The sequence below is a fragment of the Streptomyces sp. NPDC001156 genome, assembly GCF_053598275.1.
Map to the genome: position 1 here is coordinate 13,625 of NZ_JBSFJX010000058.1, position 26,646 is coordinate 40,270.

A 26,646-nucleotide genomic window follows, 5' to 3' on the forward strand; every position below is an offset into this window, starting at 1 on the left:
GCCGTGACCCACTCGTAAGCGAGCCGTGAGCAACCGTTTCCCTTGGACGCACGTCAAGTTGAGGGAGGGGCAGGTATATCTCCCACCATCAGGATGACCGGCCATTCTGATGGCGTACAAAGTCCCACCGCCCGGTTGCCCCACCCTTTCGTACCCCCCCTAGACTGAACTTCCAGCACAGGTGGCTGAACGCTCGAAAGGCGCCCCGTGTCCATCGGCAACTCCTCTGACGGCAACTCCCCTGAAGACGCACGTCCGTTCGATGACGACCGCGAAGACGCCACCGCGTCGGAGCGCCCTTCGATCGGCCGGGCCCTGCAAGAGGCGCGCATCGCGGCTGGGCTGACCGTCGACGACGTCAGCAACGCCACCCGCGTCCGTGCCGCCATCGTGCAAGCGATCGAACAGGACAATTTCGGCCCCTGCGGCGGCGACGTCTACGCGCGGGGTCACATTCGCACGCTCGCCCGCGAGGTGCACCTCGACCCGGCTCCCCTGCTGGAGCAGTTCGCCGCCGAGCACGGCGGAACGCCCGCCCCGACCCCCGCGAGCCCGCTCTTCGACGCGGAACGCATCCGGCCCGAGCGGCGCGGGCCGAACTGGACCGCGGCCATGGTCGCGGCGATCGTCGCGGTGATCGGCTTCGTCGCGTTCACAGTGGTCAACGGCACCGGCGGCGACGACAGTGGCAAGACGCAGGTCGCCGAGGGCTCCACGCCGACCATCGGCAAGCCCGCCTCGCCCACGCCCAAGAGCAGCAAGCCGGCCGAGCAGAAGCCCGCGCCGTCCGACAGCGCCATCGCCGCCGCGCCGCGGGACAAGGTGACGGTCCAGGTGAGCGCCACCGACGGACGCAGCTGGATCTCCGCCAAGGACCACAGCGGCCGGACCCTGTTCGACGGACTGCTCCAGAAGGGCGACTCGCAGACCTTCCAGGACCAGGAGAAGATCGACCTGGTCCTCGGTGATGCGGGCGCCGTTCAGCTGTACGTCAACGGCAAGCAGATCCAGGACAACTTCCAGCCCGGCCAGGTCGAGCGCCTGACCTACACGAAGGGCGACCCCGTCAGCGGCTGACGGACGGCCGCTGAGCGCCCCGATCAGGCGCACACGGGATGCCCAGGGGTACACACACGACGGGGTTGGCCAAGATCGGCCAACCCCGTCGACGTGGGCTGTCAGCGGGACGAAGTAGTCTAGAGCCCATGCCTGAACGCCGTACCGTCGCACTCGTCACCCTTGGCTGCGCCCGTAACGAGGTGGACTCGGAGGAGCTCGCAGGCCGTTTGGAGGCGGACGGCTGGCAGCTCGTGGAGGATGCCGAGGACGCCGACGTCGCCGTCGTGAACACCTGTGGCTTCGTGGAAGCCGCGAAGAAGGACTCCGTCGACGCCCTGCTGGAGGCCAACGACCTCAAGGGCCACGGCAGAACCCAGGCCGTCGTGGCGGTGGGCTGCATGGCCGAGCGGTACGGCAAGGAGCTCGCCGAGGCCCTGCCGGAGGCCGACGGCGTGCTCGGCTTCGACGACTACGCGGACATCTCGGACCGCCTCCAGACCATTCTGAACGGCGGCATCCACGCCTCGCACACCCCCCGCGACCGGCGCAAGCTGCTGCCGATCAGCCCGGCGGAGCGACAGGAGTCGGCCTCCTCGGTCGCGCTCCCGGGGCACGGTCCGGCCGACCTTCCGGAGGGTGTCGCCCCCGCCTCGGGTCCCCGTGCGCCGCTGCGGCGCCGCCTGGACGGCTCTCCGGTCGCCTCGGTGAAGCTCGCCTCCGGCTGCGACCGGCGCTGCTCCTTCTGCGCCATCCCCTCGTTCCGCGGGTCCTTTATCTCGCGCCGTCCCAGCGATGTGCTGAACGAGACACGGTGGCTGGCCGAACAGGGCGTGAAGGAGATCATGCTGGTCTCCGAGAACAACACCTCCTACGGCAAGGACCTCGGTGACATCCGCCTCCTGGAGTCGCTGCTGCCCGAGCTCGCCGAGGTCGACGGCATCGAGCGTGTTCGCGTCAGCTACCTCCAGCCCGCCGAGATGCGGCCCGGCCTCATCGACGTGCTCACCTCCACCCCCAAGGTCGTGCCCTACTTCGACCTGTCCTTCCAGCACTCCGCGCCCGGTGTCCTGCGGGCGATGCGGCGCTTCGGCGACACAGACGGCTTCCTGGAGCTGCTGGACACCATCAGGAGCAAGGCGCCGCAGGCGGGCGTGCGCTCCAACTTCATCGTGGGCTTCCCCGGCGAGAGCGAGTCCGATCTGGCCGAGCTGGAGCGCTTCCTGAACGGTGCGCGGCTGGACGCGATCGGTGTCTTCGGCTACTCCGACGAGGAGGGCACGGAGGCCGCGACCTACGACGGCAAGCTCGACCAGGACGTCGTCGCCGAGCGGCTCGCCCATGTCTCCCGCCTGGCCGAGGAGCTGGTGTCCCAGCGCGCCGAGGAGCGCCTCGGAGAGACCGTGCACGTGCTCGTGGAATCGGTGGACGAGGCGGAGGGCGCCTACGGCCGCGCCGCGCACCAGGCTCCGGAGACGGACGGCCAGGTGCTGTTCACGAGGAGCGAGGGCTTGCGGCCGGGCCGTATGGTCGAGGCGAAGGTGGTCGGTACGGAAGGTGTCGATCTGGTGGCCGAGCCGCTCGAGGGCTCGCTCGGCTGTCCTGAGGAGGGCAGATGACGGGAATCCCGGCATCCGCGGCGGGCGGCTCCTCCGGTGGGCGCAGGGCGGTCACCGCGCCGGGCGGCCCCGGTACCGCGGCCATGTCCGGCGGCGAAGCGGCCAAAGGGCCGTCCGGGCTGCCGGCCCGTGCCCCGGACGCGGACGCTGCCAAGGAGGGCGCACGGTCGGCGCGGGGCGTCAAGCTGACGGCCGTCGTGGTCAACCAGGCCAGCGTCTGGAACGTCGCCAACCTCCTGACGATGCTGCGTCTGCTCCTTGTCCCGGGCTTCGTCGCGCTGATGCTGGCGGGCGGCGGGTACGACCCGGCGTGGCGCTCCCTCGCCTGGGCGGCGTTCGCCATCGCCATGATCACCGACCTGTTCGACGGGCATCTGGCGCGGACGTACAACCTCGTCACCGACTTCGGGAAGATCGCCGATCCGATCGCGGACAAGGCGATCATGGGCGCGGCCCTGATCTGCTTGTCCGGTCTGGGCGACCTGCCGTGGTGGGTGACGGGAGTCATTCTGGGCCGTGAGCTCGGCATCACCCTGCTGCGCTTCCTGGTGATCCGCTACGGCGTGATCCCGGCGAGCCGCGGCGGCAAGCTGAAGACACTCACCCAGGGCGTGGCCGTCGGCATGTACGTCCTGGCGCTCACCGGGTGGCTCGCGACCCTGCGGTTCTGGGTGATGGCCGCGGCGATCGTGCTGACCGTCGTCACCGGGCTCGACTATGTGAGACAGGCCATCGTGCTGCGCAGGCGCGGAATCGCCGAGCGCCGGGCCGCGGCCGGGGAGGCCGAGCGGTGAACCCCGTGGCCGCCGAAGCGCTCCGGCTACTCACGGTGAGGGGTGAGACCCTCGCTGTGGCCGAGTCGCTGACCGGTGGTCTGGTGGCCGCGGAGATCACGGCGGTGTCCGGCGCGTCCAAGGTCTTCCGCGGCTCCGTGACCGCGTACGCCACCGATCTCAAGCGTGATGTCCTCGGGGTCGACGGCACTCTCCTGGATGAGCGCGGGGCGGTGGATCCGCAGGTGGCGGCCCAGATGGCGGCCGGCGTACGGAAAGTGCTCGGCGCCGACTGGGGGCTCGCGACGACCGGTGTCGCCGGTCCGGAGCCCCAGGACGGACAGCCGGTCGGCACCGTCTTCGTGGCCGTGCACGGGCCCTCGGCGGAGATGTCCGGCGAACTCGGGGGCGGGAAAGTCGCCTCTCTGCGGTTGAACGGTGACCGTGCGGAAATCCGTATGGAGAGTGTACGGAGCGTACTCGGATTGCTCCTGAAGGAGCTTACGGGCGAACAGACCGGGAATGAGCGGGCACAGGATACGGAACAGAACGGGGGGACTTGATGTTTGCAGCCCTGAGTGAACACAACAGCGCTCCCCGCACGGCCGCGGCGCAAGGCGGTACGGTGGGGCGTGAAGGATGCGGTTTCGCGGTCCGAGGAGGGAGCCACCGATGATTCTGCTCCGTCGCCTGCTGGGTGACGTGCTGCGTCGGCAGCGCCAGCGCCAGGGCCGTACTCTGCGCGAAGTCTCCTCGTCCGCCCGAGTTTCGCTCGGCTATCTCTCCGAGGTGGAGCGGGGGCAGAAGGAGGCGTCCTCCGAACTGCTCTCCGCGATCTGCGACGCGCTGGACGTACGGATGTCCGAGCTCATGCGGGAAGTGAGCGACGAGCTCGCACTCGCCGAGCTGGCACAGTCGGCAGCGGCCACCGCACCGGTGCCCGCACCGGTGCGTCGCCCGATGCTGAATTCCGTGTCTGTCGCCGGTGTCCCACCGGAACGGGTCACGATCAAGGCGCCCAGCGAGGCAGTGGACGTGGTCGCCGCCTGATCCTCACACGCGTGGGCGGGTGAGGCGGCGATATCTGCGAGAGCCCCGGCCGGGGCCACTCCGGGAGGACCGGAGGGGCGCGGCCGGGGCTCTGGTGCGTCTGGATCCGGAGCGGGCCCCCGGCGCGCGGGCCCGCCGGGGGCGCGCGAGGGCGCTCCGTGCTTCCTCGGGCGGGGCGGGGCCTGCGGTGATGGCGGCCCGGTGGGCGGCCGGCCCCGTTTGCCGGGGCCGGGTGGTGCGGTCATGGTGGAAGAGCGGGGCTCGGGACCGCACGAACGCTCACGGAGGATCACCGATGTACGTCGTGAAGAGCCCGCTGGCCGACCCTGACCTCAAGACGGTCTCCGAGGCGCTGCAGGGAGCCCTGGTCGATCTCCTGGACCTCTCCCTTGTGGCGAAGCAGGTGCACTGGAACGTGATCGGACCGCGCTTCCGCTCCATCCACCTGCAACTGGACGAGGTGGTCGACAGCGCACGGCGTCACTCCGACACGGTGGCGGAGCGGGCCTCGGCCCTCGGTGTCCCGCCGGACGGGCGTGCCGCGACGGTCGCCCAGGGCAGCGGCATCGGCTCTGTGCCGCAGGGCTGGGTCAAGGACACGGACGCCGTCGGCACGCTCGTGTCCGCGCTGGGCTCGGTGATCGGGCGCATGCGCGAGCGGGTGGGGTCGACCGCCGAGGCCGACCCCGTGAGCCAGGACCTCTTCATCGCCATCACCGCGGACCTCGAGAAGCACCACTGGATGTTCCAGGCGGAGAACGGGTGAGGGCCCGGCTCCCAGGGGCCCCGCTGCCGGACGGGACAGGCGGCGGGTGAAGGCTGTGCGCGGCGTGCGCCGTGTGCGACGGATGCCGGGGGAATGCGCTGGGTCCGGTGCGCCTGTGTGCCGCTGGTGCGCCCTCCCAGGCCTGGACGGGCCCCGTCTAGGGTCGGGTTCCTCGGGTTGGAGGTGAGGCCATGGCGGGGCGCACAGCTCGCTGGGGGGCGAGGCTGGCGCTGGGTGCGCTGTGGTGGTGGGGGGTGCTTCGACTCGTGCTGGCACCCGACGCGGGGGTGCTGGAGGGGGCGGTCGCGATCAGCGGATGGGGGCTGAGTCTGCTGCCGGTGCACTGTGTGCCGAAGTCTCGGGCCGAGGGGGCGGCCGGGTCGGACCAGTGGGCCAGGGCCTGGCGGCGGTGGCGTACCGCGTGGGCGCGCGGGAGGGGCGCGCAACCCAGGTGAGGGGGTGGGGCGCGGGGGAGCGGACGGACCGGCAGGACCGCCCCCAGGGGTGGTCAGGGGACCTCTGGAAGCGGTCCGCGGTCATCCCTTCCGCGCGTCATCCCCTCACAGGGGTCACCAGGGCATGGCCACTCCGCCGTTCGGGCGGAGAATCTGGCCCGTGGTGAAGGATGCGGCGTCGCAGGCCAGGTGCAGGACCGCGTGGGCGACGTCCTCCGGTCGGCCTACCCGGCGGAGCGGCGACAGGTGGGCCATGAAGGCCTCCGTCTGCTCCTGTGTCCCACCGTGCCGGTCGGTCATCGGCGTACGGGTCCATCCAGGGGCCACCGCGTTGACCCGGATCCCGTGCGGCCCGATCTCGGTCGCCAGAGTCTTCGTGAGCTGCACCACCGCCGCCTTCGCCGCGCCGTAACAGAGCAGCCCTGGACCTCCGGTGTCGACGGCGCCCGACGCCATCGTGACGATGCTGCCACGGGTACCGTCGGCGATCATGCGCAGGGCCGCCTCCTGGCAGGCGTGCAGCACGCCCTTGAAGTTGACGGCCAGCACCCGGTCGAGGTCCTCGTCCCGGGTCTCCAGCACGGGGCTGCTGTGCATGATCCCGGCGATGGCCGCCATCACGTCGAGCCGCTCGCAGGCGGCGACCGCCTGCTTGAGCTGCGCCCGGTCGGTCACGTCGAGGAGGTGGGTGCGGGCCGTGCCGCCGAGGTCCTTGATCAGGGTCGCCGTCCCGTGCAGCCCCTGCGGGTCGCGGTCCGCGCAATGCACGGTCGCGCCGGTCTGGGCGAGCAGCACGGCCGAAGCCCGGCCGATGCCGCTGGCGGCGCCGGTGACGAATGCGGTGCGTCCGCTGAGGTCGTACGCCGTGACGGGCATGACAGCGACGGTACGAGTATTCCTGACGGTCCGTCAATTACCGGTGCGGGAGCGGCTGCCACGGGGCTCGGCCCGCATCGGGGCCGGCTCAGGTGCCGGGCCCGACTGGCAGGCCGGGCACCAGTAGGTGGGACGCTCCCGGGAGCCGTCGCCCTGGTCGGCGACGCGGACGGAGGTGCCGCAGCGCAGACAGGGGCGGGGCGCGCGGCCGTAGACGAAGAGGTTCTGCTCGCGCCGCCCCGTGATGTTGCGGGCCGGGCGGTCGCGGTTGGCCTCCAGGAGCCTCTTGGCGAGGGCGGGGACGCGAGAGGCGTGCTCGGCCGGGAGGGCGCCGACGGGAAGCCAGGGAGTCACCCGCAGCAGGAAGCAGAGCTCGCTCTTGTAGATGTTGCCGATGCCGGCGAGGTTGCGCTGGTCGAGCAGCGCCTCGCCGAGCGGGCGGGCGGGGTCGCCCAGCAGGTTCTCCAGCGCCCGGTCGGCATCCCAGTCGGGGCCCAGCAGGTCGGGGCCGAGATGGCCCACGGCGCGCTGCTCGTCGGTGGTGCGGAGCAGCTCCAGGATGGGCAGACGGTAGCCGACCGCGGTGCGGTCGGCGGTGCCGAGGATCGCCCGGATCTGGTGGGCGGGCCCGCCGCTCCAGCGCTGGCCCGGTGCGTAGATCTTCCACGCGCCGTCCATCTTCAGATGCGAGTGCAGCGTCAGCCCGCCCTCGATACGGGTGAGGAGGTGCTTGCCGCGCGGGGTGACGTCCAGGACCGTACGGCCGGTCAGATCGGTCGTGGCGTACTTGGGCACCCGGAGGTCGGAGCGGGTCAGCACCTTGCCCGCGAGCGCCGCGTGCAGACGCTTCGCGGCTTGGTGGACCGTGTCTCCTTCGGGCATGCGTCAAGGGTGACACGTCGCGGTCGCGGTCCGGCAGGGCGCCACCCGCCAGGGGCGCGGTGGGCCGGGCTCAGGCCCGGATCCGCAGCCCCCGCGGGGTGGCGATGAAGCCCGCACCTTCCAGGAGCACGCCGAACGGTGACGACAAGGCGGAGGCGCCGTTGACCCGTTCGACCGTCACCGTGCCCAGCGAACCGGCGCGTGCCGCTGCCCCGAGGGCCTCGGCGGCCGCCCGCAGCCGGGCGTCGTCCGTCGCCTTGGCCTCCGGATCGCCGGGCCATGTCAGCAGGGTCTTGCCGCCCCGCTCCATGTACAGCGCCAGCTCACCGTCGACCAGGACCACGAGTGAACCGGCCTTGCGCCCGGGCTTGTGCCCCGCGCCTTCTGGCGGCTCGGGCCAGGCGAGCGCGGCACCGTAGGTGTTCGCCGGGTCGGCGGCCGCCAGGACCACGCTCCGGGCCGGGCCGTGGGAACGGGTGCGGTGGGGCGGCAGACCCGATCCGTACTGTCCGTACGGGGAAGGGGAGCCGGACCCCATGGCGGGAGAGCCCGAGCGCGGGCCTCCGAACCCCGGCGCGGACAACGGATCCTGCCCTGCCGGGTCCGAGGCGAAGGGGTCGCCGAAGACGTCGTCGAACGGGTCCTGCGGGCCTTCGTGGCCGCCGGTGCCGAATGCCGCGCCCGAGCCGCCGAAGGGGTCGTCGCCCGCGCCGGGAGTTCCGGTGGGGCCGAACGGGCGTGTGCGGTCTGCGGAGTGCCCGAAACCGTTCCCGTCGGCAGGCCCTGTGCCCGCGCCGGGCAGGGGCTCGCCCCGATCGCGTGCGTTCGACACCGCGCGCAGCCGGTCCACCGCGCCGTCCATCGCGAACTGCGCCGCGCCGAGTCCCTCGACCACATAGCCGCGCCGTGCCTGACCGCTCTCCTCGAACGCGGACAGCACGCGGTACACGGCGGAGAAGCCTCCCTCGACACCCTCCGCGGCGACCGCGCCGCGGGTCACCACGCCGTGCCGGTCCAGCAGCGTCCGGGCCAGGGCGTGGGCGCGGACGGTGGCGTCGGACTCGCGGGAGGACAGCAGGGACCAGCGGCCCGCCACGGTCGGCGGTCCCGTACGGGACTGGGGGCGTGCGGCAGCCGTCAGCGAGCCGTACCGGCCGCGCGGCATCGCGCGCTTGGCGCGGTGGGCGGTGGACCCCGCGGTGCGGCCCGAGCCGAGCAGCGCGCGCATGGGCGCCAGGGTGTCGTTCGTCAGGCGCCCCGACCAGGCCAGGTTCCAGACGGCGTCGGCCAGTTGGGGATCCGTCACGTCCGGGTGCGTGGTGGCGCGGACCTGGTCGGCGATCTGGCGGAAGAACAGGCCGTAGCCGCCCGAAAGGGCGTCCAGCACCGACTGGTGGAGGGCGGTCAGTTCCAGGGGGTGCGGGGCGGGCAGCAGCAGCGGTGCCGCGTCCGCCAGGTAGAGGGAGATCCACCCGTCCTTGCCGGGCAGTGCGCCCGCGCCGGCCCACACCACCTCGCCGGCGGCCGTGAGTTCGTCCAGCATCCCGGGCGTGTAGTTGGAGACGCGGGAGGGCAGAACGAGCTTCTCCAGCGCGGATGCGGGCACGGACGCACCCTGCAACTGTTCGATCGCCCGCACCAGTCCGTCGACGCCCCGCAGTCCGTGCCCGCTGCCGACGTGCTGCCACTGCGGCAGGAACTGCGCCAGCGCCGCCGGAGGCACCGGCTCCAGCTCGTGCCGCAGCGCCGCCAGGGAGCGGCGCCGCAGTCTGCGCAGCACCGCCGCGTCGCACCACTCCTGGCCGATGCCCGCCGGATGGAACTCCCCCTGGACGATCCGGCCGGACGCCGCGAGCCGTTGCAGTGCGCCCTCGGTCACGGCCACCCCGAGACCGAACCGTGCGGCGGCGGTGGCCGATGTGAAGGGGCCGTGGGTGCGCGCGTACCGCGCCAAGAGGTCGCCGAGCGGGTCCTTGACCGGCTCGGTGAACGCCTCGGGCACGCCCACCGGCAGCGCCGTGCCCAGCGCGTCGCGCAGCCGGCCCGCGTCCTCGATGGCGGCCCAGTGGTACGTGCCCGAGATACGGACCCTGATCGCGCGGCGGGCGGCGGCCAGCTCCTCCACCCACTGCGGCGCGGCCCCCCGTTCGCTCAGTTCGGACTCGGTGAGCGGGCCCAGCAGCCGCAGCACGTCCGCGACCGACTCGACGTCCTTGACGCGCCGGTCCTCGGTCAGCCACTGCAGCTCGCGCTCCAGCTCGGTCAGCACCTCGGCGTCGAGCAGCTCGCGCAGCTCCGCCTGCCCCAGCAGCTCGGCCAGCAGCCGGGAATCCAGCGACAGCGCGGCCGCGCGCCGTTCGGCCAGCGGCGAGTCCCCCTCATAGAGGAACTGCGCGACGTATCCGAACAGGAGCGAGCGGGCGAACGGGGACGGCTCCGGGGTGGTGACCTCCACGAGCCGCACCTTGCGGGACTCGATGTCGCCCATCAGCTCGACGAGGCCCGGGACGTCGAAGACGTCCTGAAGGCACTCGCGTACCGCCTCGAGGACGATCGGGAACGAACCGAACTCGCTCGCCACCTGCAGCAGTTGGGCCGCGCGCTGGCGCTGCTGCCACAGCGGGGTGCGTCGGCCCGGGTTGCGGCGCGGCAGCAGCAGCGCGCGGGCGGCGCACTCGCGGAACCGGGACGCGAACAGCGCCGAGCCGCCGACCTGGTCGGTGACGATCTGGTCGACCTCCCCCTTGTCGAAGGCGACCTCCGCCGCACCGACGGGCGCCTGCTCGGCGTCGTACTCCGTGCCTGCCTTCACCGGCTCCTGGTCGAGCAGGTCGAGCCCCATCAGATCGGCGTCCGGCAGACGCAGCACGATTCCGTCGTCGGCGTGCATGACCTGGGCGTCCATGCCGTACCGCTCGGACAGCCGGGCGCCCAGCGCGAGTGCCCAGGGGGCGTGGACCTGGGCGCCGAAGGGCGAGTGCACCACGACCCGCCAGTCGCCCAGCTCGTCCCGGAACCGTTCGACGACGATCGTGCGGTCGTCCGGGACGTGACCGCAGGCCTCGCGCTGCTCAGTCAGGTACGACAGCACGTTGTCCGCGGCCCAGGCGTCGAGGCCCGCTGCCAGCAGCCGCAGCCGGGCCTCCTCCTCGGGCAGCGAGCCGACCTCGCGCAGGAACGCTCCCACCGCGCGGCCCAGCTCCAGCGGGCGGCCCAGCTGGTCGCCCTTCCAGAAGGGCAGCCGGCCCGGGACACCGGGCGCGGGGGAGACCAGGACCCGGTCGCGCGTGATGTCCTCGATCCGCCAGGAGCTGGTCCCCAGCGTGAACACGTCGCCGACCCGGGACTCGTAGACCATCTCCTCGTCCAGCTCGCCGACCCGGCCGCCCCCCTTCTTCGGGTCGGCCCCGGCCAGGAAGACCCCGAAGAGCCCGCGGTCCGGGATCGTGCCCCCGGACGTGACGGCGAGGCGCTGGGCACCCGGACGGCCGCTGATCGTGCCCGCGACCCGGTCCCACACCACACGCGGCCGCAGCTCCGCGAAGGCGTCGGAGGGATAACGGCCCGCGAGCATGTCCAGCACCGCCGTGAACGCCGACTCGGGGAGCGAGGCGAAGGGGGCCGCCCGCCGGACCACCGCGAGCAGGTCGTCGAACTGCCAGGTGTCCAGTGAGGTCATGGCGACGAGCTGCTGGGCGAGCACGTCCAGCGGGTTCGCCGGGACCTTCAGCGACTCGATGGAGCCGGACCGCATCCGCTCGGTGACCACGGCGGCCTGGACGAGGTCGCCGCGGTACTTGGGGAAGACCACGCCGGTGGAGACGGCGCCGACCTGGTGTCCGGCGCGGCCCACGCGCTGCAGCCCGGAGGCCACGGACGGCGGCGACTCGACCTGGACGACCAGGTCCACCGCGCCCATGTCGATGCCCAGCTCGAGGCTGGAGGTGGCGACCACGGCGGGCAGCCGTCCCGCCTTCAGGTCCTCCTCGACCAGGGCGCGCTGCTCCTTGGAGACCGAACCGTGGTGGGCGCGGGCGAGCACCGGGGGCGCGCCCTGGGCCGCGCCCGAGCCGCCCATCAGCTGGGCGGGGGAGTGATGTTCCTCCAGCGGCTCGCCGGTCGCCCTCTCGTAGGCGATCTCGTTCAGCCGGTTGCACAGCCGCTCCGCGAGGCGGCGGGAGTTGGCGAACACGATCGTGGAGCGGTGGGCCTGGACCAGGTCGGCGATGCGTTCCTCGACGTGCGGCCAGATGGACGGGCGCTCCTTGCCCTCACCGCCGTCGCTGACCGGTGAGCCGCCCAGCTCGCCCAGGTCCTCGACGGGGACCACGACGGAGAGGTCGAACTCCTTGCCGGACTCGGGCTGGACGATCTCCACCTTGCGCTGCGGGGAGAGGAAGCGGGCGACCTCGTCCACCGGGCGCACGGTGGCGGACAGGCCGATGCGGCGCGCGGGCCTGGGCAGCAGCTCGTCGAGCCGCTCCAGAGAGAGCGCCAGATGCGCGCCCCGCTTGGTGCCCGCCACGGCGTGCACCTCGTCCAGGATCACCGTCTCCACGCCCGTGAGCGCGTCGCGGGTGGCCGACGTCAGCATCAGGAACAGGGACTCGGGGGTGGTGATCAGGATGTCGGGCGGACGCGTGGCCAGGGCGCGGCGCTCGGCGGCGGGGGTGTCGCCGGAGCGGATGCCTACCTTCACCTCGGGCTCGGGCTGTCCGAGCCGCACCGACTCGTGGCGGATACCGGTGAGCGGGCTGCGCAGATTCCGCTCCACGTCCACCGCGAGGGCCTTCAGCGGAGACACGTACAGCACCCGGCAGCGCTTCTTGGGGTCGGCGGGCGGCGGCGTGGACGCCAGCTGGTCGAGGGCGGCGAGGAACGCGGCCAGTGTCTTGCCGGAACCGGTCGGGGCGACCACGAGCACGTCCGAACCCTCGGCGATGGCACGCCACGCCCCGGCCTGGGCGGCGGTGGGCGCGGAGAACGCCCCCGTGAACCAGCCGCGGGTCGCGGGGGAGAAGCCGTAGAGAGCTCGGTGTGCGGGACTGGGCATGCTGTCAATCCTGCACCCGTCCACTGACAATCCCGTCCGGCCTGTGCAACCTCGGGACGAGAGGGCGAGGGGTGCGGTCCGGGACGTGCCGCAGAATGGCTCCATGGCAGGTTCCGGGGAGCGGGCGCGGCACTGGCAGTACGAGGAGTTGCCCGGAGTCGACCTGCTGCGCGCCCGCTACATCCGTAAGACCTTCGTACGGCACACGCACGAGAACTTCGTGATCGCGGCCATCGCCGACGGAGTCGAGATCTTCCACCACGGAGGCACGGACCAGTACGCGGGCCCCGGCGCCCTGGCCCTGGTCAACCCGGACACCCCGCACACGGGCCGGGCCGGCGCACCCGAGGGCTGGCGGTACGGGGCCGTCTACCCGTCGCCGGAACTGGTGGCCGAGATCGCCGCCGAGACCACGGCCATCCGCGGCACCCCCGGGTTCGCGAGCCCGGTGCTGGAGGACCCGTACACCGTCGGCCTGGTCCACGAGGTGCTCCGGGCCGCCGACGAGGGCAACGCACTCGCCGCCGACACCCTGCTGCGGGTCGCCGTGACCCGGCTGCTGCGGCTCAACGGTGGGCCGCTGCCCCAGCGCACCGTGCGCACCGCGGGCGCCCGCGCCGCCGCACGCGCGCGTGCCGTGCTCGAGGAGCGGATGGCCGAGCCGCCGAGCCTGGAACGGCTCGCCGCCGACCTCGGCACCAGCCCTTTCGCGCTGCTGCGCGCCTTCCGGGACACGTTCGGCATGCCGCCGCACACCTGGCTGACCGACGCCCGGGTCCGCCGGGCCCGGCGCCTCCTGGACGCCGGCGTGGCACCCGCCGAGGCCGCCGTCACCGTGGGATTCACCGATCAGCCGCACCTCAACCGCCACTTCACCCGTATCGTCGGCGTCCCGCCCGGGGCCTACCAGCGCGAGCGAACGGGCGAGGGCCCGCGTCGCCGGGGGCGCAAGAACGTACAAGACCTCCGGGACGGCCTGCCCGTAGCGTCCCCGCCGTGGCAGAACAGACCGCACTCGCGGACATACACGGGGAGGACGGCGGAAAACCGGACGCCGCCGTCGTCAGGGACGCCCTCGGCGTAGGGGTCGCCGTAGGGCTGTCCGGCTTCGCCTTCGGAGTGACCTCGGCCGGCAGCGGGCTGACGCTGCTGCAGACGTGCGCGCTCAGCCTCCTGGTGTTCACCGGCGCCTCGCAGTTCGCCCTCGTGGGCGCCCTCGCCGCCGGGGGCAACCCGTTCACGGCGGCCGCGGGCGCCTTCTTCCTGGGTGTGCGCAACGCGTTCTACGGGCTGCGGCTGTCGCAGTTGCTCGCTCTCCCGCGCGCGATGCGGCCGCTGGCCGCCCAGTGGGTGATCGACGAGACCACCGCGGTCGCGCTCGCCCAGCCGACGCGCCGGAGCATCCGGATCGGCTTCACCGTCACCGGGCTCACCCTCTACGTCCTGTGGAACCTGACCACGCTTCTCGGGGCCGTGGGCGCGCGGGCCATCGGGGACACGGACGCGTGGGGTCTGGACGCCGCCGGACCCGCGGTCTTCCTGGCGCTGCTCGCGCCGATGCTGAGCACCACCACGGAGCGCGCCGTGGCGGGTGCCGCCGTGGTGCTGGGACTCGGACTGCTGCCGGTGCTGCCCGCCGGCGTACCCGTCCTGGTGGCGGCGCTGGCGGCCCCGGCCGTCCTCTGGGCGCGGGGGCGGCGTCGCGCCCCGGGCGGGCCCGGGGCGGCGACCGCCGACGATGTACCGCACTCGCAGGGGGGAGACCGTTGAACGTCTGGATCGCGATCGGTGTGACCGCGGTGGGCTGCTATGCGGTCAAGCTCATCGGTCTTCTCGTGCCCGCGGGATTCCTGGAGCGGCCACTGGTGCGGCGACTCGCGGCCCTGCTCCCCGTGGCCCTGCTGGCCGCCCTCACGGCTCAGCAGACCTTCGCCGACGGCCGGGACGTCGTCCTGGACGCACGGGCGGCGGGGCTGGCCGCTGCCGCCCTCGCGTTGCTCCTGCGCGCCCCCTTCCTGCTCGTCGTCGCGGCAGCCGTCATCGTGACGGCGGGGGTGCGGGCGATCGCGGGCTGAGCGGCCGGGCTGCCGGCACGCACGCCATAGCGGCGCTCGCGCGCCCAGGCAGCGGGCGTAGGGCGTAGGGCGTAGGGGGACAGCGCTCGCGCACATGGACGGCACGCACATACCGGCGGCGCGCGTACCGGACGCGTGGGTCCTGGGGGCGGCGCGCCGTCAGTCCCGGAAGCCGTCAGCCGATGAAGCGTCCGTGGGCCCGCAGCGTTCGCAACGCCTCGATCGTCACGACAGGCCGCCACTCCAGTGCGCTGCCCGGTGCCCACTGCCGCCAGCGGACCGGCCAGCCGCCGTCCTCCTGCTGGTCGGCCGCGAGGAAGTCCAGGGCGCGTGCCATCTCCTCGTCGGTGAACCACGCGCGCGCGAGGGAGTCAGGCGTGCGCGCGAAGTCGTAGGGGAAGTGGTACTCGCCCGGCGCGTATCCGGGCGCGACCGGGTAGGCCTCCGGACGCTCCGGATCGAGCACCGCGAGCAGCTGTTCGCGCACCAGCCGGCCCAGCCGGTCGGCGGCCGCCTCCGCGCGCGAGCGGTCGGGCGCCGAGTCCAGGAACGCCACCGCCGCCTGGACCTCGTACGGATGCGACTTCTCCAGGGACTCGATCGCGTCCCAGCAGAAGTCGGTCGCCCGGAACAGCCACGCGTGCCACACCTCGTTGCGGTGCAGCAGGCCCACCACGGGGCCGGTGGCGAGCAGGTCGCTCGGCGGCCCGTCGACGATCGGCATGAAGGGGGCGGCCGGATAGCCGCGCTGGCCGGGATGGACTGCGGGCAGGGCGCCGTCCGGCGTGGAGACGGCGGTCAGGTACCGGCACACACGCTCCGCCCGCTGCCCGCCGCAGCGCCCGATGGAGTCCAGCACACGCAGCGCGTGCGCGGTGTGCTGAGGCTGGCTGACCGGGCCGCGCAGATCGGGTTCGAGGGCGTGCCCGTATCCCTCGTCCTCATTGCGGTACGCGGTCAGGGCGGTCTCCACCGCCTCGGCGGCGCCGCCGAGGAAGTGGTAGGCGAAGCGGCGCTGCTCCAGTACGCGCGCGGTGAGCCAGACGAAGTGCTCGGCGCGGGACAGCTGGGTGCGCGCCGGGGGCGTCGGGGGGAGTGGGGATACTCCGGTTTCGGCCATGGCTCAGACCGTAGGGCGGAAAGCGGTCTCGGCAAGGGGTCACGACCCGGGCCCACTCTCAGGGGCGGGATACTCGAGTCATGCGGTTGACGGTCTTCTGGCGACGGATGGCGGATCACTTCGGTGAGGCGTACGCCGACACCTTCGCACGCGATCATGTGATGTCGGAGCTCGGCGGGCGCACCGTGCACGAGGCGCTGGACGCCGGCTGGGAGGCCAAGGACGTGTGGCGAGCCGTGTGCACGGCCATGAACGTTCCGCACGAGAAGCGCTGAAGGGACACGAAGATCCGCCGCAAGTCCCCGTTTGTCGGCGCGGTGGGCGAGACTGGCTCCGTGGCCCCGACAGACGAGACCGCCCAGGTACCCCATCAGGAATCGCCGCTCGGCACGACACCGCCCGCCCGGCCCCCGGCCGGCGATGCCGCCGTGCCGGGCGCACGTATGCCCCGCTGGCTGCCGCGCGCCATGGTGCTGGCCCTCGCCCTGGTCGCCGTGTTCCAGCTCGGCAGCTGGGCGTTCCACCAGCTCACCGGCCTGCTGATCAACATACTCATCGCGTTCTTCCTGGCACTCGCCATAGAGCCCGCGGTGAGCTGGATGGCCTCCCGCCGAATGCGCCGGGGACTGGCCACCTTCCTGGTGTTCCTGGGCCTGGCGATCGCGGTGGCCGGGTTCGTCACGCTGCTCGGCTCGATGCTCGCCGGCCAGATCGTCAAGATGGTCGAGGGCTTTCCGGGCTACCTCGACTCCGTCATCAACTGGATCAACTCGACGTTCCACTCCCACCTCAGACGCGTGGACGTGCAGGACAGCCTGGTCCACTCCGACTGGCTCAAGAAGTACGTCCAGAACAGCGCCACCGGCGTCCTGGACGTCTCGGCACAGGTCCTGGGTGGCCTTTTCCAGCTGCTGACGGTCTCGCTGTTCTCGTTCTACTTCGCGGCCGACGGGCCCAGGCTGCGGCGCACGCTGTGCTCGGTGCTGCCGCCCGCCCGGCAGGCCGAGGTGCTGCGCGCTTGGGAGATCGCCGTCGACAAGACGGGCGGCTACCTCTACTCGCGCGGTCTGATGGCGCTGATCTCGGGCATCGCGCACTACATCCTGCTGGAGGCGCTGGGCATCCCGTACGCGCCCGTGCTCGCCGTCTGGGTCGGTCTGGTCTCGCAGTTCATCCCCACCATCGGCACCTACCTCGCGGGCGCCCTGCCGATGCTGATCGCCTTCACCGTGGACCCCTGGTACGCACTGTGGGTGCTGATCTTCGTCGTGGTCTACCAGCAGTTCGAGAACTACATGCTCCAGCCCAAGCTGACCGCGCGGTCCGTGGACATCCACCCGGCGGTCGCCTTCGGGTCCGTCATCGCCGGCACCGCGCTCCTCGGTGCCGTCGGAGCCCTGATCTCCATCCCGGCGGTCGCCACGCTCCAGGCCTTCCTCGGGGCGTATGTGAAGCGGTACGACGTCACGGACGATCCCCGTGTCCAGGGGCACCGGACGCGGGGATCGGGATCGGGCAGCCTCTCCGCGCGAGTGCGGCGACTGCTGGGCGGACAGGCGCCCTCCTGAGGCTCCTGCGCGGCGGGGACTCACCGGGCGAGCGTCACCCGGCCCCGGGGGCTCACCAGGTGAGTGCCGCCCAGACCACCGCGCCGAGCACGGCGGCCGCGTAGCCGCCGACCGCCGCGCGCACGATGCGCTGTTTCGTGGCGTCGCGCCACGCCGTGCGGGACAGCGACCAGGCCAGGGCGGGGAGCACCAGCACGGCGTGCAGGCTCACCGCGTGCAGCGGCTTGAGCGGCGCGGTGGAGTGATATGCCGCCTGCTGGTGCCCGGTGCGGGAGAGCACGACGCCGCGGGCGATCATCACGGCTCCCGAGAGCAGCGCGACGATCATGATCGCGAACCCGGAGCGCACCGCGAGCGCCATGCCCACGGGGCCGTCCGGCCGGTGCCGGAAGGCGGCGGCCGCGAACGCCGACAACACCACGACCAGGACGCCGCCGCCGATCGCGAGGGTCATCGCGACCACGGTGTCGAAGGGTGTCTCGGTGTTGAGGTGCGACGGAACGTGGCGCCATGCCTGGAGGGTGATCCCGGCGACCTCCACGACGCAGTCGGTGGCGAACACGACGAGCAGGACGGTGCGGAGCCGCGCTGCGACGGTCAGATACGACGTCACCCAGGTGACCGCGGCGAGTGTCAGACCGAAGGAGAGCCCGAAGGTGATGGGCTTGCGCCAGGAGACGGGGCCGTCCCACGGGCCGCCGTCGACTGCGAACACCAGCAGGTGGGTCAGGCCGGACAGGACGAGGACTGCGCCCGTCGTATAGCAAATACGTTCGGGCGTGCGGAGGGGGCGCCCCGGAGTGCGGGACCGGCTGCCGGTGGCGGCGGTGCCGGTCTGCCGGGCCGCACTGACGGCGGCGGGAGCGGGGATTCCTTGGCGGTCCATGGGAATCAGCCTGGAGGTGGGGGGTGACGGGGTCGTCGTACGGCCGGAGTCACCTCTCGTACGCCCGCTGAAGTAGGGCTCGGGCGGGGCGTCCGGTCGACCGTGAAACGGCGCCGCCGGCACGCGAACGCGGGCCCGCGGCGCCGGGTGGTGCGCTTGACACAAAAATCGAACATCCATTCTCATGGAGGCGCCGGTGAGCCTCTGGACGGGGATTTCGACTCGGTTTTCCGGGAGAAGTGCCCAAGTTGTCCACAGGCAGGACGGGCGTCGGGGCGCATTGTCAGTGGCAGGCGTTAGCGTCTTTGACGTGAAGCGATCGACTCAAGCGAACCGGGTGGAACCCATGGCAGCTACCGACCGCGAGAAGGCTCTCGACGCCGCGCTCGCACAGATTGAACGGCAATTCGGCAAGGGCGCCGTCATGCGCATGGGCGAGCGGTCGAGGGAGCCCATCGAGGTCATCCCGACCGGGTCGACCGCGCTCGACGTGGCCCTCGGCGTCGGCGGCCTGCCGCGCGGCCGAGTGGTGGAGATCTACGGGCCGGAGTCCTCCGGTAAGACGACCCTGACCCTGCACGCGGTGGCCAACGCGCAGAAGGCCGGCGGCCAGGTCGCCTTCGTGGACGCCGAGCACGCTCTCGACCCCGAGTACGCGCGCAAGCTGGGCGTCGACATCGACAACCTGATCCTCTCCCAGCCGGACAACGGCGAACAGGCGCTGGAGATCGTGGACATGCTCGTCCGCTCCGGCGCGCTCGACCTCATCGTCATCGACTCCGTCGCCGCGCTCGTCCCGCGCGCGGAGATCGAGGGCGAGATGGGCGACAGCCACGTGGGTCTGCAGGCCCGCCTGATGAGCCAGGCCCTCCGGAAGATCACCAGCGCGCTCAACCAGTCGAAGACCACGGCGATCTTCATCAACCAGCTGCGCGAGAAGATCGGCGTGATGTTCGGCTCCCCGGAGACCACGACCGGTGGCCGCGCGCTGAAGTTCTACGCGTCGGTGCGTATCGACATCCGCCGCATCGAGACCCTGAAGGACGGCACGGAGGCGGTCGGCAACCGCACGCGCTGCAAGGTCGTGAAGAACAAGGTCGCCCCGCCCTTCAAGCAGGCAGAGTTCGACATCCTCTACGGACAGGGCATCAGCCGTGAGGGCGGCCTGATCGACATGGGTGTCGAGCACGGCTTCGTCCGCAAGGCCGGCGCCTGGTACACGTACGAGGGCGACCAGCTCGGCCAGGGCAAGGAGAACGCGCGCAACTTCCTCAAGGACAACCCCGACCTGGCCAACGAGATCGAGAAGAAGATCAAGGAGAAGCTGGGCGTCGGCGTGCGTCCCGAGGAGCCCGCAGCCGAGCCGGGCGCGGACGCCGCGAGTGCCGCACCCGCACCCGCGGCCGGGGAGGCCGCCAAGTCGGTGCCCGCCCCGGCGGCCAAGGCGGCCAAGGCGGCCAAGACTCCGGCGGCCAAGAGCTAGCCCGTGACACGACGAACCGACTGGGCCGAGGACGCCCCGCCCGTCGCCCCGCAGGGCAGGGGGAACCGGGACGGCGGAGGGTCGATCGGGAGCGGTGACACGGCGTACGGCGAGCTGCGCGATGACGCGGATGCGTTCGGCGAGGGCGCTTCGCGCGGTGACGGCCGTGCCCGCGGGGGACGCAGGCGAGGGCGGCGGCGCGGTTTCGGGGAACCGGCCGGCGACCCACAGGACGGAGGTCCCTCCTTCTCGTCGAGGGCCGAGGAGGGGGAGCCCCCGGGGGACCCGGCTGAGCGGGCGCGGGCGATCTGTCTGCGCCTGCTCACCGGGGCCCCGCGCACGAGGAAGCAGCTCGCGGACGCCTTGCGCAAGCGGGAGGTCCCCGAGGACGTGGCGGACGAGGTCCTGTCCCGGTTCGAGGACGTCGGCCTGATCGACGACAGTGCCTTCGCGGACGCCTGGGTGGAGTCCCGGCATCACGGCCGGGGTCTGGCCCGCCGGGCGCTCGCGCAGGAGCTGCGGACGAAGGGCGTGGACTCCGCGCTGATCGACGAAGCGGTGGGCCGGCTCGACAGCGAGCAGGAGGAGGCCACCGCCCGGGAACTCGTCGCCCGCAAGCTGCGCGGGACCCGTGGCCTCGACCGTGACAAGCGCCTGCGCCGCCTCGCGGGCATGCTCGCCCGCAAGGGTTACTCCGAAGGCATGGCGCTGCGCGTGGTCCGCCAGGCGCTGGAGGACGAGGGGGAGGACACGCAGGGGCTGGAGGACGACGCCGGGCTTTGAACCCGAGCGGCCGCGCCCGTGACTCCCCCTGGCCCCGGGGGAATTCGACAGGTGCGGCCGGAAGCGCCGAGGGTGATGCGCGGCCTACGCCGTGACCGGCAGCCCCGCCGCCTTCCAGGCCTGGAAGCCGCCCACCAGATCCGTGGCGCGGTGCAGGCCCAGTTGACGCAGGGACGCGGCGGCCAGGCTCGACGCGTAGCCCTCGTTGCAGACCACGACCACCCGCAGGTCATGGCTCGTGGCCTCGGAGGCGCGGTGACTGCCCTGGGGATCGAGGCGCCACTCCAGTTCGTTGCGCTCGACGACGAGGGCGCCGGGGATCAGCCCGTCGCGGTCGCGCAGAGCGGCGTACCGGATGTCCACGAGCAGGACCTCACCGGTCCGCGCGGCCTCGTACGCATCCGCCGCCACCACGCGGTCGAGGCCCTCGCGGACCCGTTCCAGCAAGTCGTCGATGGCCACGGGAGCTTCGGGTACGGAAGTCACTGCCAGTCCTCCGGGCGTTCGACCTGCTCCAGACGCAAGATCTGACCCGTGCGACTGTAGCGGCGGATCTGCGGCAAGGGCGGGTAATAGGCGTGGACAGAGATCGCGTGGTGCCCCGTGGACTCGTTGAGTACCTCGTGCACATGGTGCTGGCCGAAGGAGCGCCCCGTCCCGGCAGGCAGTCGCCGCTCCCGGTCCACCCCCTCGGTGAGCTCCAGGGTCTTCCAGCCGTCGCAGGGCAGCCGGGCCGCGAGAGAGTTCTCCGTGAGTTCGCCCGAAGCGGTGACGAAGGCGCCGACCGAGTCGGCGTGGTCGTGCCATCCGGTGCCGGTGCCAGGGGGCCAGCCGATCAGCCAGGCCTCGCTGCCGCCGGGGCCCTGGAGGCGTACCCAGGTACGCCCTTCGGGGTCCAGGGGGAGCGATGCGATCAGCTGCGCGTCGGCGGCCGCACGACGGGCGAAGTCGAGCAGGTCGGCTTGGGTGGGGGCAAGAGAAGGGGCGGGAGCGGGGGCGGAGGGGGAGAGAGACAACGGGCACCGTCCTGATGGTTCGCGCGGGGGCGCGCTGCCTTGAGGACATGGCGCGCGCGGGTGAATTCGGCGAGGTCAGAAGGACGGACGACACACGCAGCCCGCATAGCGGACGAGGTCCATATGGACCCTCCGCCACAGGCGCACACAGGTGTCGGTCACGAATCGGAGTAGACCATGGCGTTTCCGGCCGGTCAACTGATAGTCACTATGTGGACCCCGAGGTGACAGAGCGTCCGGGACGGCGGCCCGCGACCGCGGGCCCGGTCCCCACCCTCAGCCCGTGCCTGCCGCCGCCTCCGTCTTCGCCGGGCCGCCCAGCGTCGCCTCCGCGGCCTGATACAGCTCCGCCGGGCGCACCCCGCTGAGCGCCGTGACCAAGTGGCCGTCGGGCCGGACCAGAAGGACCGTGTGCGGAGCCGCGCCCGGGTAGCTCTCGGCGACCAGCAGTTCCGCGGTGTGCGGCAGGGCCGTCACCGCCGCTGCCAGCCGGGGCATGATCCCGGCCGACACCCAGTGCTTGCGCTCCCACACGCCGGTGCCCGGCGCGACGAGCACCACCAGCAGAGCCCCGCGCCCCAGCCGGTCCCGCAGTCGCACGAAAGAGCCGTCCTCGGCGGTCACCCGCACATCCACCACTGGCGCCCCGGGCTCGGTACCCACCGGCGTCACCGACTCGGAGGGCGGGGGCGCGAGCGGCGAGTTGCCGTAGGTCCCCGGAGCGCCGAGCACGCCTCGTCCCAGATGGCCGTCCGCGAGCAGTGCGTCGTGGCCGCGGGCGGAGCCGGGCACATACGAACGCAGCCCCCCGCCGCCGCGCAGCAGCGGCAGTGCCTGGTCGGCGGCGCGCAGCCGGGCCGCGACCGCGGCGCGGCGCTCCGCCTGGTAGCTGTCGAGCAGTGCCTCGTTGGGGCCGTGATGCCAGACGAGTCCGAGCTTCCAGGCGAGGTTGTCGACGTCCCTCAGGCCCTCGTCCAGACCCTGCGTGCCCAGCGCGCCGAGCAGATGCGCGGCATCCCCGGCGAGCAGGACCCGGCCGGCGCGCCAGCGGCGGGCGAGCCGGTGGTGGACGGTGTGAACGCCGGTGTCCAGCAGGTCGTAGGCGGGTGTGGTGCCCCCGTGCCAGCCCGCGAGGGTCTCCCTGACACGGGTCACCAGCAGTTCGGGGGTGACCAGGTCCTTGCCCGGCGGCAGCAGCCAGTCGAGGCGCCACACACTGTCGGGCAGAGGGCGCGCGATGATCTCCCCGCTCGAAGGACCCGATGCGCGCCACGGCGGCGTCCGGTGCAGCAACGCCTCGCCGGGCCAGGGAAGTTCGGTGCGCAGCGCCGCCACGGCATGACGCTCCACGGCGGTGCGGCCCGGGAAGCGGATGTCCATGAGCTTGCGCACCGTCGAGCGCGGCCCGTCGCAGCCGATCAGAAAACTGCCGCGCCACCAGGTGCCGCTCGGCCCGCGCGTGTGCGCCGTGACACCGGACGGCTCCTGCTCGATCGAGTCGAGCCGGCTGTCGGCGGTGACCTTGACGAGCCGTTCGCCCGCGACGGCCGCGCGCAGGGCGCCGGTGAGCACGTGCTGGGCGATGTGCAGGGGGGCGGGACCCCCGGCGAGGACGGGCTCGCGGGCCGGGCCCGTCGGGCTCTCGGCGGGGCCGTACCCGCCTGCGCGCTCCTGCTGCACCTCGGCCGGTTCGAACACGACCTCGCGCATCACCTGCTTGCGCCGCATCGACCGCCATCCGGTCCAGCGCAGTCCGTATTCGCTGAGCGGCACCCCGGTCAGCCGTTGCATCAGCGCGGCGGTGTCCTCACGCAGTACGACGGTGCGAGCGGCCCGCTGTTCGTCCTTGCCCGGGCCCTCGTCGAGGACGACGGACGGCACCTCCTGGCGCGCCAGCGCGAGCGCAAGCGAGAGCCCCACGGGCCCCGCGCCGACGATGATCACCGGGTCCACGGTGTTGCGCCCCCTGCCCGTGGCGGTGTCCCGTGGGACGCCTGTGAACAGGAGATTGGAGCAGGGTGCACGATCACAGAACGTATGCAACCTATTGCCACTGCTTGCGTCAAGCGACGGTGGCTGCGGCGTCGCTGACGGTGCTTCAGTCGATGACGTCCTCAGGCGGGCGGGGTCGCGATGTCGGTCTTGTCCAGCGATGCGGACGGCATGGATCCGATGGGCGGCGCGCAGTTTGACGCACAGGGTGTGGACGTGGTCCTTGACTGTCTCCCGACCGAGGTGAAGGGCTCGAGCGATGGTCGATGACGCCGATCGCAGACGGGCGGCGGCCCAGTCTTGTCCGAGGGGCAGGCGGCGAAGACCCGATCCGGCAGGTCTCCGCGCGGCCGGCCCTGTCCGAGTACTGCCGCCGCACAGCGTCCCGGGACGTCTCGGCGTCCCGGGACGCACCGTCCTGCAAATGCTGGCGCCGCGGCTAATTCACCGTGCGGTCCGCATTGCCGTCGGCCGGGCCGATGGGCCCTCCGGCGACGTCGAGCACTCCCGGCTGCTCGGCCGGCTCGGCCGCCGCCGCGACGGCGACACCGGTCTTGGTACGACGCCCCCGCCGTTCGATCCAGGTCGCGAGCGAGGAGAGTGCGAGGCACATCGCGATGTAGATCGCGCCGGAGACGATGACCACCGCTGTGAACGGGTTCTCCCCGTTGACGATGATGTTGGAGGCCATCGTCCGAGTGGCGAACAGAAGCTCCGTGTACGTGATGACGTAGCCCAGTGAGGTGTCCTTGAGGGTGACCACCAGCTGGCTGATCATCGTCGGGAGCATGGAGCGCACCGCCTGCGGCAGCAACAGGGTCGTCATCACCTGGTACTTGCGCAGACCGAGCGCGTAGGCGGCCTCGACCTGTCCCCGGGGCACGGCGTTGATGCCAGCGCGGAACACCTCGGCCTGGACGCTGCCGTTGTAGACGGACAGACCGATGACGAGACCCCAGAACGCGGTGTTGTCCCCGACCGTGCCGAGATCGTTCTTGTAGGTGAGGAACACCACCCACAAGGCGTAGATGGTGATGAGCAGCGGGACGGCGCGGAACAGCTCGATGAAGCCGGTCGCGAACCAGCGGACCGGCCGGTGCTCCGACAGCCGCGCCACGGCGAGCAGTAGCCCGAGTACCAGGGACAGCGCGCCGGCCACGGCGAACACCTTCAAGGTGGTGAGGACACCGTCGCGGATGTTGGTGCGCACGCCCGCGTTGTTGAAGATGTTCCAGATCTTCGGGTCCAGCTGGCCCTTGGCGTCGAGCCGGTACACGACGAAGGCGAGCAGGGCGACCAACGCCAGCGCACCGAGCACCGTGAAGATGCGGTTGCGCACGCGGGCCTTGGGGCCCGGCGCGTCGTACAGAACGCTCGCGGTCATCGTGCGACCTCCATGCGCCGCTCCAGTAGCCGGAACAGGCCGCTGATCGAGAAGGTGATGACGAGGTAGCCCAGGGCCACCCACACGAAGATCCAGGCGATGGCGTAGCCCTGGTCGCTCAGCGCCTTCTGCCAGCCGAACAGCTCGGTGACGCTGAACGCGCCCGCGATCGCCGAGTTCTTGGTCAGCGCGATGAAGATCGAGCTCAGCGGCGCGATCACGGTGCGTGTCGCCTGCGGTAGGACGATCAGGCGCAGCGTCTGCGAGAAGGTCATGCCGAGGGAGCGGGCGGCCTCCGCCTGGCCGAGAGGCACCGTGTTGATGCCCGACCGCACCGCCTCGCAGACGAAGGCCGAGGTGTAGAAGCTCAGGGCCAGCAGCGCCTTCGTCCACGGGCTCATGCCCGGCACGAAGATGACCGGGACGACGAACCACGCCACGAGGAAGAGCAGCGTCAGAGGGGTGTTCCGGAAGAGGGTGACCCACGCGGTGCCGAACATCCGCAGCGGAGGGACGGGGGAGACACGGAACCCGGCGATGATGACACCCAGCACCATCGCGAGGAGTCCGCTGGCCAGGGTCAGCAGTACGGTGCCTATGAACCCTTCGCGGAAGTCCGCGAGATGGTCGAGCAATACGTTCACGGGGAGGTCCTCGTGGCGGTGTTCGGGCAGGGAAGGCCGCCTCCGGGGCGGTGCGCCGGACGGCGTCGCCGGCACGGGCCGACGGGCCGCAGCGGACCCGCTGGGTGGTGGGTCCGCTGCGGCCGGCTCGGTCGACGCCGGGCCGGCGACGTCTCAGCGGTGCGTCAGTACCGGTTGACGGCCGGCGGCTCCGAGTACGGGGAGCCGGACAGGCCGAGCGTCGCCTCGTACGCCTTCTTGTAGTCGTCGTTCTTCTCGTGCTTCTCCAGCGCGTCGTTCACGGCGTCGCGAAGAGCCTTGTCGTCCTTGTTCATGCCCACGCCGTACGGCTCCTCGGTGAACGGCTTGCCGATCACCTTGAGCTTCGTGGGACGCTGCGCGGCATAGCCCTTGAGGATCGCGTCGTCGGTGGTGACGGCGTCGACCTCGCTGTTGAGCAGCTGCTGCACACACTCGGAGTATTTCGACAGCTCGACGGTCTTCGCGCCGTACTTGGGCTTCTTGATCTCCTGAAGCGGTGTCGAGCCCTTGATGGAACAGACCGTCTTGCCCTTGAGCGAGTCGGGACCCGTGATGCCCGTCTCGTCCTTGCGTACGAGCAGGTCCGCGCCGGCGTGGAAGTACGGGCCCGCGAAGCCGACCTGCTTCTTGCGCTCGTCGTTGATCGTGTACGTGCCGACGTACAGGTCGACCTCGCCCTTGGAGATGGTGGTCTCACGAACGTTGGAGTCCACGGTCTTGAACTCGATCTGCTCGGGCTTGAAGCCGAGGTCGGCGGCGACCATTTTGGCGATCTCGATGTCGAATCCGGAGCGCTTGCCCGTCGTGTCCTCGAAGCCCAGGAACGGCTGGTCGTTCTTGGCGCCGATGACGAGCTTGCCGGCCTGCTGGGCCTTCTTCAGCGTCGGGGAGTCGATCTTCACGTCGGTGGCGACGGCGTACGTCGGCAGCTTCGGCGCGTTCGCCCCCGTGCTCTCTCCGGCGGGCTGGTCACCGGCGTTTCCGGACTCGCCGCCACAGGCCGTCAGGGCCAGTGCGAGGGTGGCGAGGACCGCCGCGGGGACGGACTTGCGGAACTTCATGGGTGGACATCCTTCGGGTCGGCAGGTTGGGCGTTGCGTGGAACCGGGCATACGAGGGCACCGGAGCCCGCGGCGGCGATGGG

General features: G+C 71.9%; 25 protein-coding genes. 13 read left to right on the top strand and 12 right to left on the bottom strand.

Annotation, left to right across the window (positions count from 1 at the left end):
* Positions 1-207 precede the first annotated feature (207 nt).
* The 6 genes from ACWDA7_RS25360 to ACWDA7_RS25385 all read left to right on the top strand — a co-directional run bounded on the left by ACWDA7_RS25360 (position 208) and on the right by ACWDA7_RS25385 (position 5,264).
* Positions 208-1,077, top strand: coding sequence for a helix-turn-helix domain-containing protein (locus ACWDA7_RS25360; protein ID WP_450606487.1), 870 nt, complete (start codon positions 208-210; stop codon positions 1,075-1,077).
* 128 nt (positions 1,078-1,205) lie between these two features.
* Positions 1,206-2,675, top strand: coding sequence for a 30S ribosomal protein S12 methylthiotransferase RimO (rimO, locus tag ACWDA7_RS25365; RefSeq protein WP_450606488.1), 1,470 nt, complete (start codon positions 1,206-1,208; stop codon positions 2,673-2,675).
* Positions 2,672-3,469, top strand: a complete 798-nt coding sequence (gene pgsA / locus ACWDA7_RS25370; RefSeq protein WP_450606490.1) for a CDP-diacylglycerol--glycerol-3-phosphate 3-phosphatidyltransferase — start codon at positions 2,672-2,674, stop codon at positions 3,467-3,469. Before rimO ends, pgsA begins: the two co-directional genes overlap by 4 nt.
* Positions 3,466-4,011 carry a CinA family protein gene (locus ACWDA7_RS25375; protein ID WP_450606492.1) on the top strand — a complete coding sequence of 182 codons (546 nt, stop codon included), beginning with the start codon at positions 3,466-3,468 and terminating at the stop codon, positions 4,009-4,011. The genes pgsA and ACWDA7_RS25375 overlap by 4 nt, the downstream gene beginning before the upstream one ends.
* 109 nt (positions 4,012-4,120) lie before the next feature.
* Positions 4,121-4,498: a helix-turn-helix domain-containing protein gene (locus tag ACWDA7_RS25380; protein ID WP_450606494.1), complete on the top strand. Its 378-nt coding sequence runs from the start codon at positions 4,121-4,123 to the stop codon at positions 4,496-4,498.
* A gap of 295 nt (positions 4,499-4,793) precedes the next feature.
* On the top strand, positions 4,794-5,264 hold the full coding sequence (locus ACWDA7_RS25385; protein ID WP_359397978.1) for a Dps family protein: 471 nt from the start codon (positions 4,794-4,796) through the stop codon (positions 5,262-5,264).
* 569 nt (positions 5,265-5,833) lie between these two features.
* Here the strand turns inward: ACWDA7_RS25385 and ACWDA7_RS25390 are convergent.
* The 3 genes from ACWDA7_RS25390 to ACWDA7_RS25400 all read right to left on the bottom strand — a co-directional run bounded on the left by ACWDA7_RS25390 (position 5,834) and on the right by ACWDA7_RS25400 (position 12,530).
* On the bottom strand, positions 5,834-6,595 hold the full coding sequence (locus ACWDA7_RS25390) for an SDR family NAD(P)-dependent oxidoreductase (protein WP_450606496.1): 762 nt from the start codon (positions 6,593-6,595) through the stop codon (positions 5,834-5,836).
* A 33-nt stretch (positions 6,596-6,628) separates the two neighbouring features.
* Positions 6,629-7,477 carry an Fpg/Nei family DNA glycosylase gene (locus tag ACWDA7_RS25395; RefSeq protein ID WP_450606498.1) on the bottom strand — a complete coding sequence of 283 codons (849 nt, stop codon included), beginning with the start codon at positions 7,475-7,477 and terminating at the stop codon, positions 6,629-6,631.
* Positions 7,478-7,547: 70 nt separating this feature from the next.
* The gene (locus tag ACWDA7_RS25400; protein WP_450606500.1) at positions 7,548-12,530 is read right to left on the bottom strand and encodes an ATP-dependent helicase; all 4,983 of its coding nucleotides are present in this window, start codon (positions 12,528-12,530) and stop codon (positions 7,548-7,550) included.
* 103 nt (positions 12,531-12,633) lie between these two features.
* Between ACWDA7_RS25400 and ACWDA7_RS25405 the strand changes: the two genes are divergently transcribed.
* The 3 genes from ACWDA7_RS25405 to ACWDA7_RS25415 are packed head-to-tail and all read left to right on the top strand — an operon-like array spanning position 12,634 to position 14,605.
* Positions 12,634-13,614, top strand: a complete 981-nt coding sequence (locus ACWDA7_RS25405; protein WP_450606502.1) for an AraC family ligand binding domain-containing protein — start codon at positions 12,634-12,636, stop codon at positions 13,612-13,614.
* Positions 13,527-14,300: an AzlC family ABC transporter permease gene (locus tag ACWDA7_RS25410; RefSeq protein WP_450606504.1), complete on the top strand. Its 774-nt coding sequence runs from the start codon at positions 13,527-13,529 to the stop codon at positions 14,298-14,300. The genes ACWDA7_RS25405 and ACWDA7_RS25410 overlap by 88 nt, the downstream gene beginning before the upstream one ends.
* A complete protein-coding gene (locus ACWDA7_RS25415; RefSeq protein ID WP_450606506.1) occupies positions 14,297-14,605 on the top strand; it encodes an AzlD domain-containing protein in 309 nt (102 codons plus the stop codon). Before ACWDA7_RS25410 ends, ACWDA7_RS25415 begins: the two co-directional genes overlap by 4 nt.
* A gap of 175 nt (positions 14,606-14,780) precedes the next feature.
* Here ACWDA7_RS25415 and ACWDA7_RS25420 read toward each other — a convergent pair whose 3' ends face one another.
* Positions 14,781-15,725: a hypothetical protein gene (locus ACWDA7_RS25420; protein ID WP_450606508.1), complete on the bottom strand. Its 945-nt coding sequence runs from the start codon at positions 15,723-15,725 to the stop codon at positions 14,781-14,783.
* Between the two features lie 80 nt (positions 15,726-15,805).
* Between ACWDA7_RS25420 and ACWDA7_RS25425 the strand changes: the two genes are divergently transcribed.
* Positions 15,806-16,000: a DUF3046 domain-containing protein gene (locus ACWDA7_RS25425; RefSeq protein WP_359397962.1), complete on the top strand. Its 195-nt coding sequence runs from the start codon at positions 15,806-15,808 to the stop codon at positions 15,998-16,000.
* A 60-nt stretch (positions 16,001-16,060) separates the two neighbouring features.
* A complete protein-coding gene (locus tag ACWDA7_RS25430; RefSeq protein WP_450606510.1) occupies positions 16,061-17,293 on the top strand; it encodes an AI-2E family transporter in 1,233 nt (410 codons plus the stop codon).
* A 52-nt stretch (positions 17,294-17,345) separates the two neighbouring features.
* Here the strand turns inward: ACWDA7_RS25430 and ACWDA7_RS25435 are convergent, their stop codons facing one another.
* Positions 17,346-18,179 carry a hypothetical protein gene (locus tag ACWDA7_RS25435; protein ID WP_450606512.1) on the bottom strand — a complete coding sequence of 278 codons (834 nt, stop codon included), beginning with the start codon at positions 18,177-18,179 and terminating at the stop codon, positions 17,346-17,348.
* Between the two features lie 346 nt (positions 18,180-18,525).
* Here ACWDA7_RS25435 and recA point away from each other — a divergent pair, with 346 nt between their 5' ends.
* Both recA and recX read left to right on the top strand, forming a co-directional pair.
* Positions 18,526-19,662: a recombinase RecA gene (gene recA / locus ACWDA7_RS25440; RefSeq protein ID WP_450606514.1), complete on the top strand. Its 1,137-nt coding sequence runs from the start codon at positions 18,526-18,528 to the stop codon at positions 19,660-19,662.
* A gap of 3 nt (positions 19,663-19,665) precedes the next feature.
* A complete protein-coding gene (gene recX / locus ACWDA7_RS25445; protein WP_450606516.1) occupies positions 19,666-20,445 on the top strand; it encodes a recombination regulator RecX in 780 nt (259 codons plus the stop codon).
* A gap of 84 nt (positions 20,446-20,529) precedes the next feature.
* On the opposite strand, the gene ACWDA7_RS25450 is transcribed toward recX, so the two are convergent.
* The 7 genes from ACWDA7_RS25450 to ACWDA7_RS25480 form a co-directional block, all read right to left on the bottom strand.
* Positions 20,530-20,931, bottom strand: coding sequence for a rhodanese-like domain-containing protein (locus ACWDA7_RS25450; protein ID WP_359397956.1), 402 nt, complete (start codon positions 20,929-20,931; stop codon positions 20,530-20,532).
* Entirely contained in the window at positions 20,928-21,461 is a 534-nt protein-coding gene (locus ACWDA7_RS25455; RefSeq protein WP_450606518.1) for a cysteine dioxygenase, read from the bottom strand. Before ACWDA7_RS25455 ends, ACWDA7_RS25450 begins: the two co-directional genes overlap by 4 nt.
* 75 nt (positions 21,462-21,536) lie before the next feature.
* Positions 21,537-21,623, bottom strand: a complete 87-nt coding sequence (locus ACWDA7_RS25460) for a putative leader peptide (RefSeq protein ID WP_318722129.1) — start codon at positions 21,621-21,623, stop codon at positions 21,537-21,539.
* 114 nt (positions 21,624-21,737) lie between these two features.
* Positions 21,738-23,414, bottom strand: a complete 1,677-nt coding sequence (locus ACWDA7_RS25465) for an FAD-dependent monooxygenase (RefSeq protein ID WP_450606520.1) — start codon at positions 23,412-23,414, stop codon at positions 21,738-21,740.
* Positions 23,415-23,892: 478 nt separating this feature from the next.
* Positions 23,893-24,837: an amino acid ABC transporter permease gene (locus ACWDA7_RS25470; RefSeq protein ID WP_450606522.1), complete on the bottom strand. Its 945-nt coding sequence runs from the start codon at positions 24,835-24,837 to the stop codon at positions 23,893-23,895.
* Complete coding sequence (locus ACWDA7_RS25475) at positions 24,834-25,481, bottom strand: amino acid ABC transporter permease (RefSeq protein ID WP_450606524.1); 648 nt, start codon at positions 25,479-25,481, stop codon at positions 24,834-24,836. The genes ACWDA7_RS25470 and ACWDA7_RS25475 overlap by 4 nt, the downstream gene beginning before the upstream one ends.
* A 164-nt stretch (positions 25,482-25,645) precedes the next feature.
* A complete protein-coding gene (locus ACWDA7_RS25480; protein WP_359397946.1) occupies positions 25,646-26,563 on the bottom strand; it encodes a glutamate ABC transporter substrate-binding protein in 918 nt (305 codons plus the stop codon).
* Positions 26,564-26,646: the final 83 nt, after the last annotated feature.

Coding starts and splice junctions, on each gene's coding strand:
- rimO (WP_450606488.1), top strand. CDS start 1,206: ATGCCTGAACGCCGTACCGTCGCACTCGTCACCCTTGGCTGCGCCCGT.
- pgsA (WP_450606490.1), top strand. CDS start 2,672: ATGACGGGAATCCCGGCATCCGCGGCGGGCGGCTCCTCCGGTGGGCGC.
- ACWDA7_RS25380 (WP_450606494.1), top strand. CDS start 4,121: ATGATTCTGCTCCGTCGCCTGCTGGGTGACGTGCTGCGTCGGCAGCGC.
- ACWDA7_RS25385 (WP_359397978.1), top strand. CDS start 4,794: ATGTACGTCGTGAAGAGCCCGCTGGCCGACCCTGACCTCAAGACGGTC.
- ACWDA7_RS25390 (WP_450606496.1), bottom strand. CDS start 6,595: ATGCCCGTCACGGCGTACGACCTCAGCGGACGCACCGCATTCGTCACC.
- ACWDA7_RS25395 (WP_450606498.1), bottom strand. CDS start 7,477: ATGCCCGAAGGAGACACGGTCCACCAAGCCGCGAAGCGTCTGCACGCG.
- ACWDA7_RS25400 (WP_450606500.1), bottom strand. CDS start 12,530: ATGCCCAGTCCCGCACACCGAGCTCTCTACGGCTTCTCCCCCGCGACC.
- ACWDA7_RS25405 (WP_450606502.1), top strand. CDS start 12,634: ATGGCAGGTTCCGGGGAGCGGGCGCGGCACTGGCAGTACGAGGAGTTG.
- ACWDA7_RS25420 (WP_450606508.1), bottom strand. CDS start 15,725: ATGGCCGAAACCGGAGTATCCCCACTCCCCCCGACGCCCCCGGCGCGC.
- ACWDA7_RS25425 (WP_359397962.1), top strand. CDS start 15,806: ATGCGGTTGACGGTCTTCTGGCGACGGATGGCGGATCACTTCGGTGAG.
- ACWDA7_RS25435 (WP_450606512.1), bottom strand. CDS start 18,179: ATGGACCGCCAAGGAATCCCCGCTCCCGCCGCCGTCAGTGCGGCCCGG.
- recA (WP_450606514.1), top strand. CDS start 18,526: ATGGCAGCTACCGACCGCGAGAAGGCTCTCGACGCCGCGCTCGCACAG.
- ACWDA7_RS25470 (WP_450606522.1), bottom strand. CDS start 24,837: ATGACCGCGAGCGTTCTGTACGACGCGCCGGGCCCCAAGGCCCGCGTG.
- ACWDA7_RS25480 (WP_359397946.1), bottom strand. CDS start 26,563: ATGAAGTTCCGCAAGTCCGTCCCCGCGGCGGTCCTCGCCACCCTCGCA.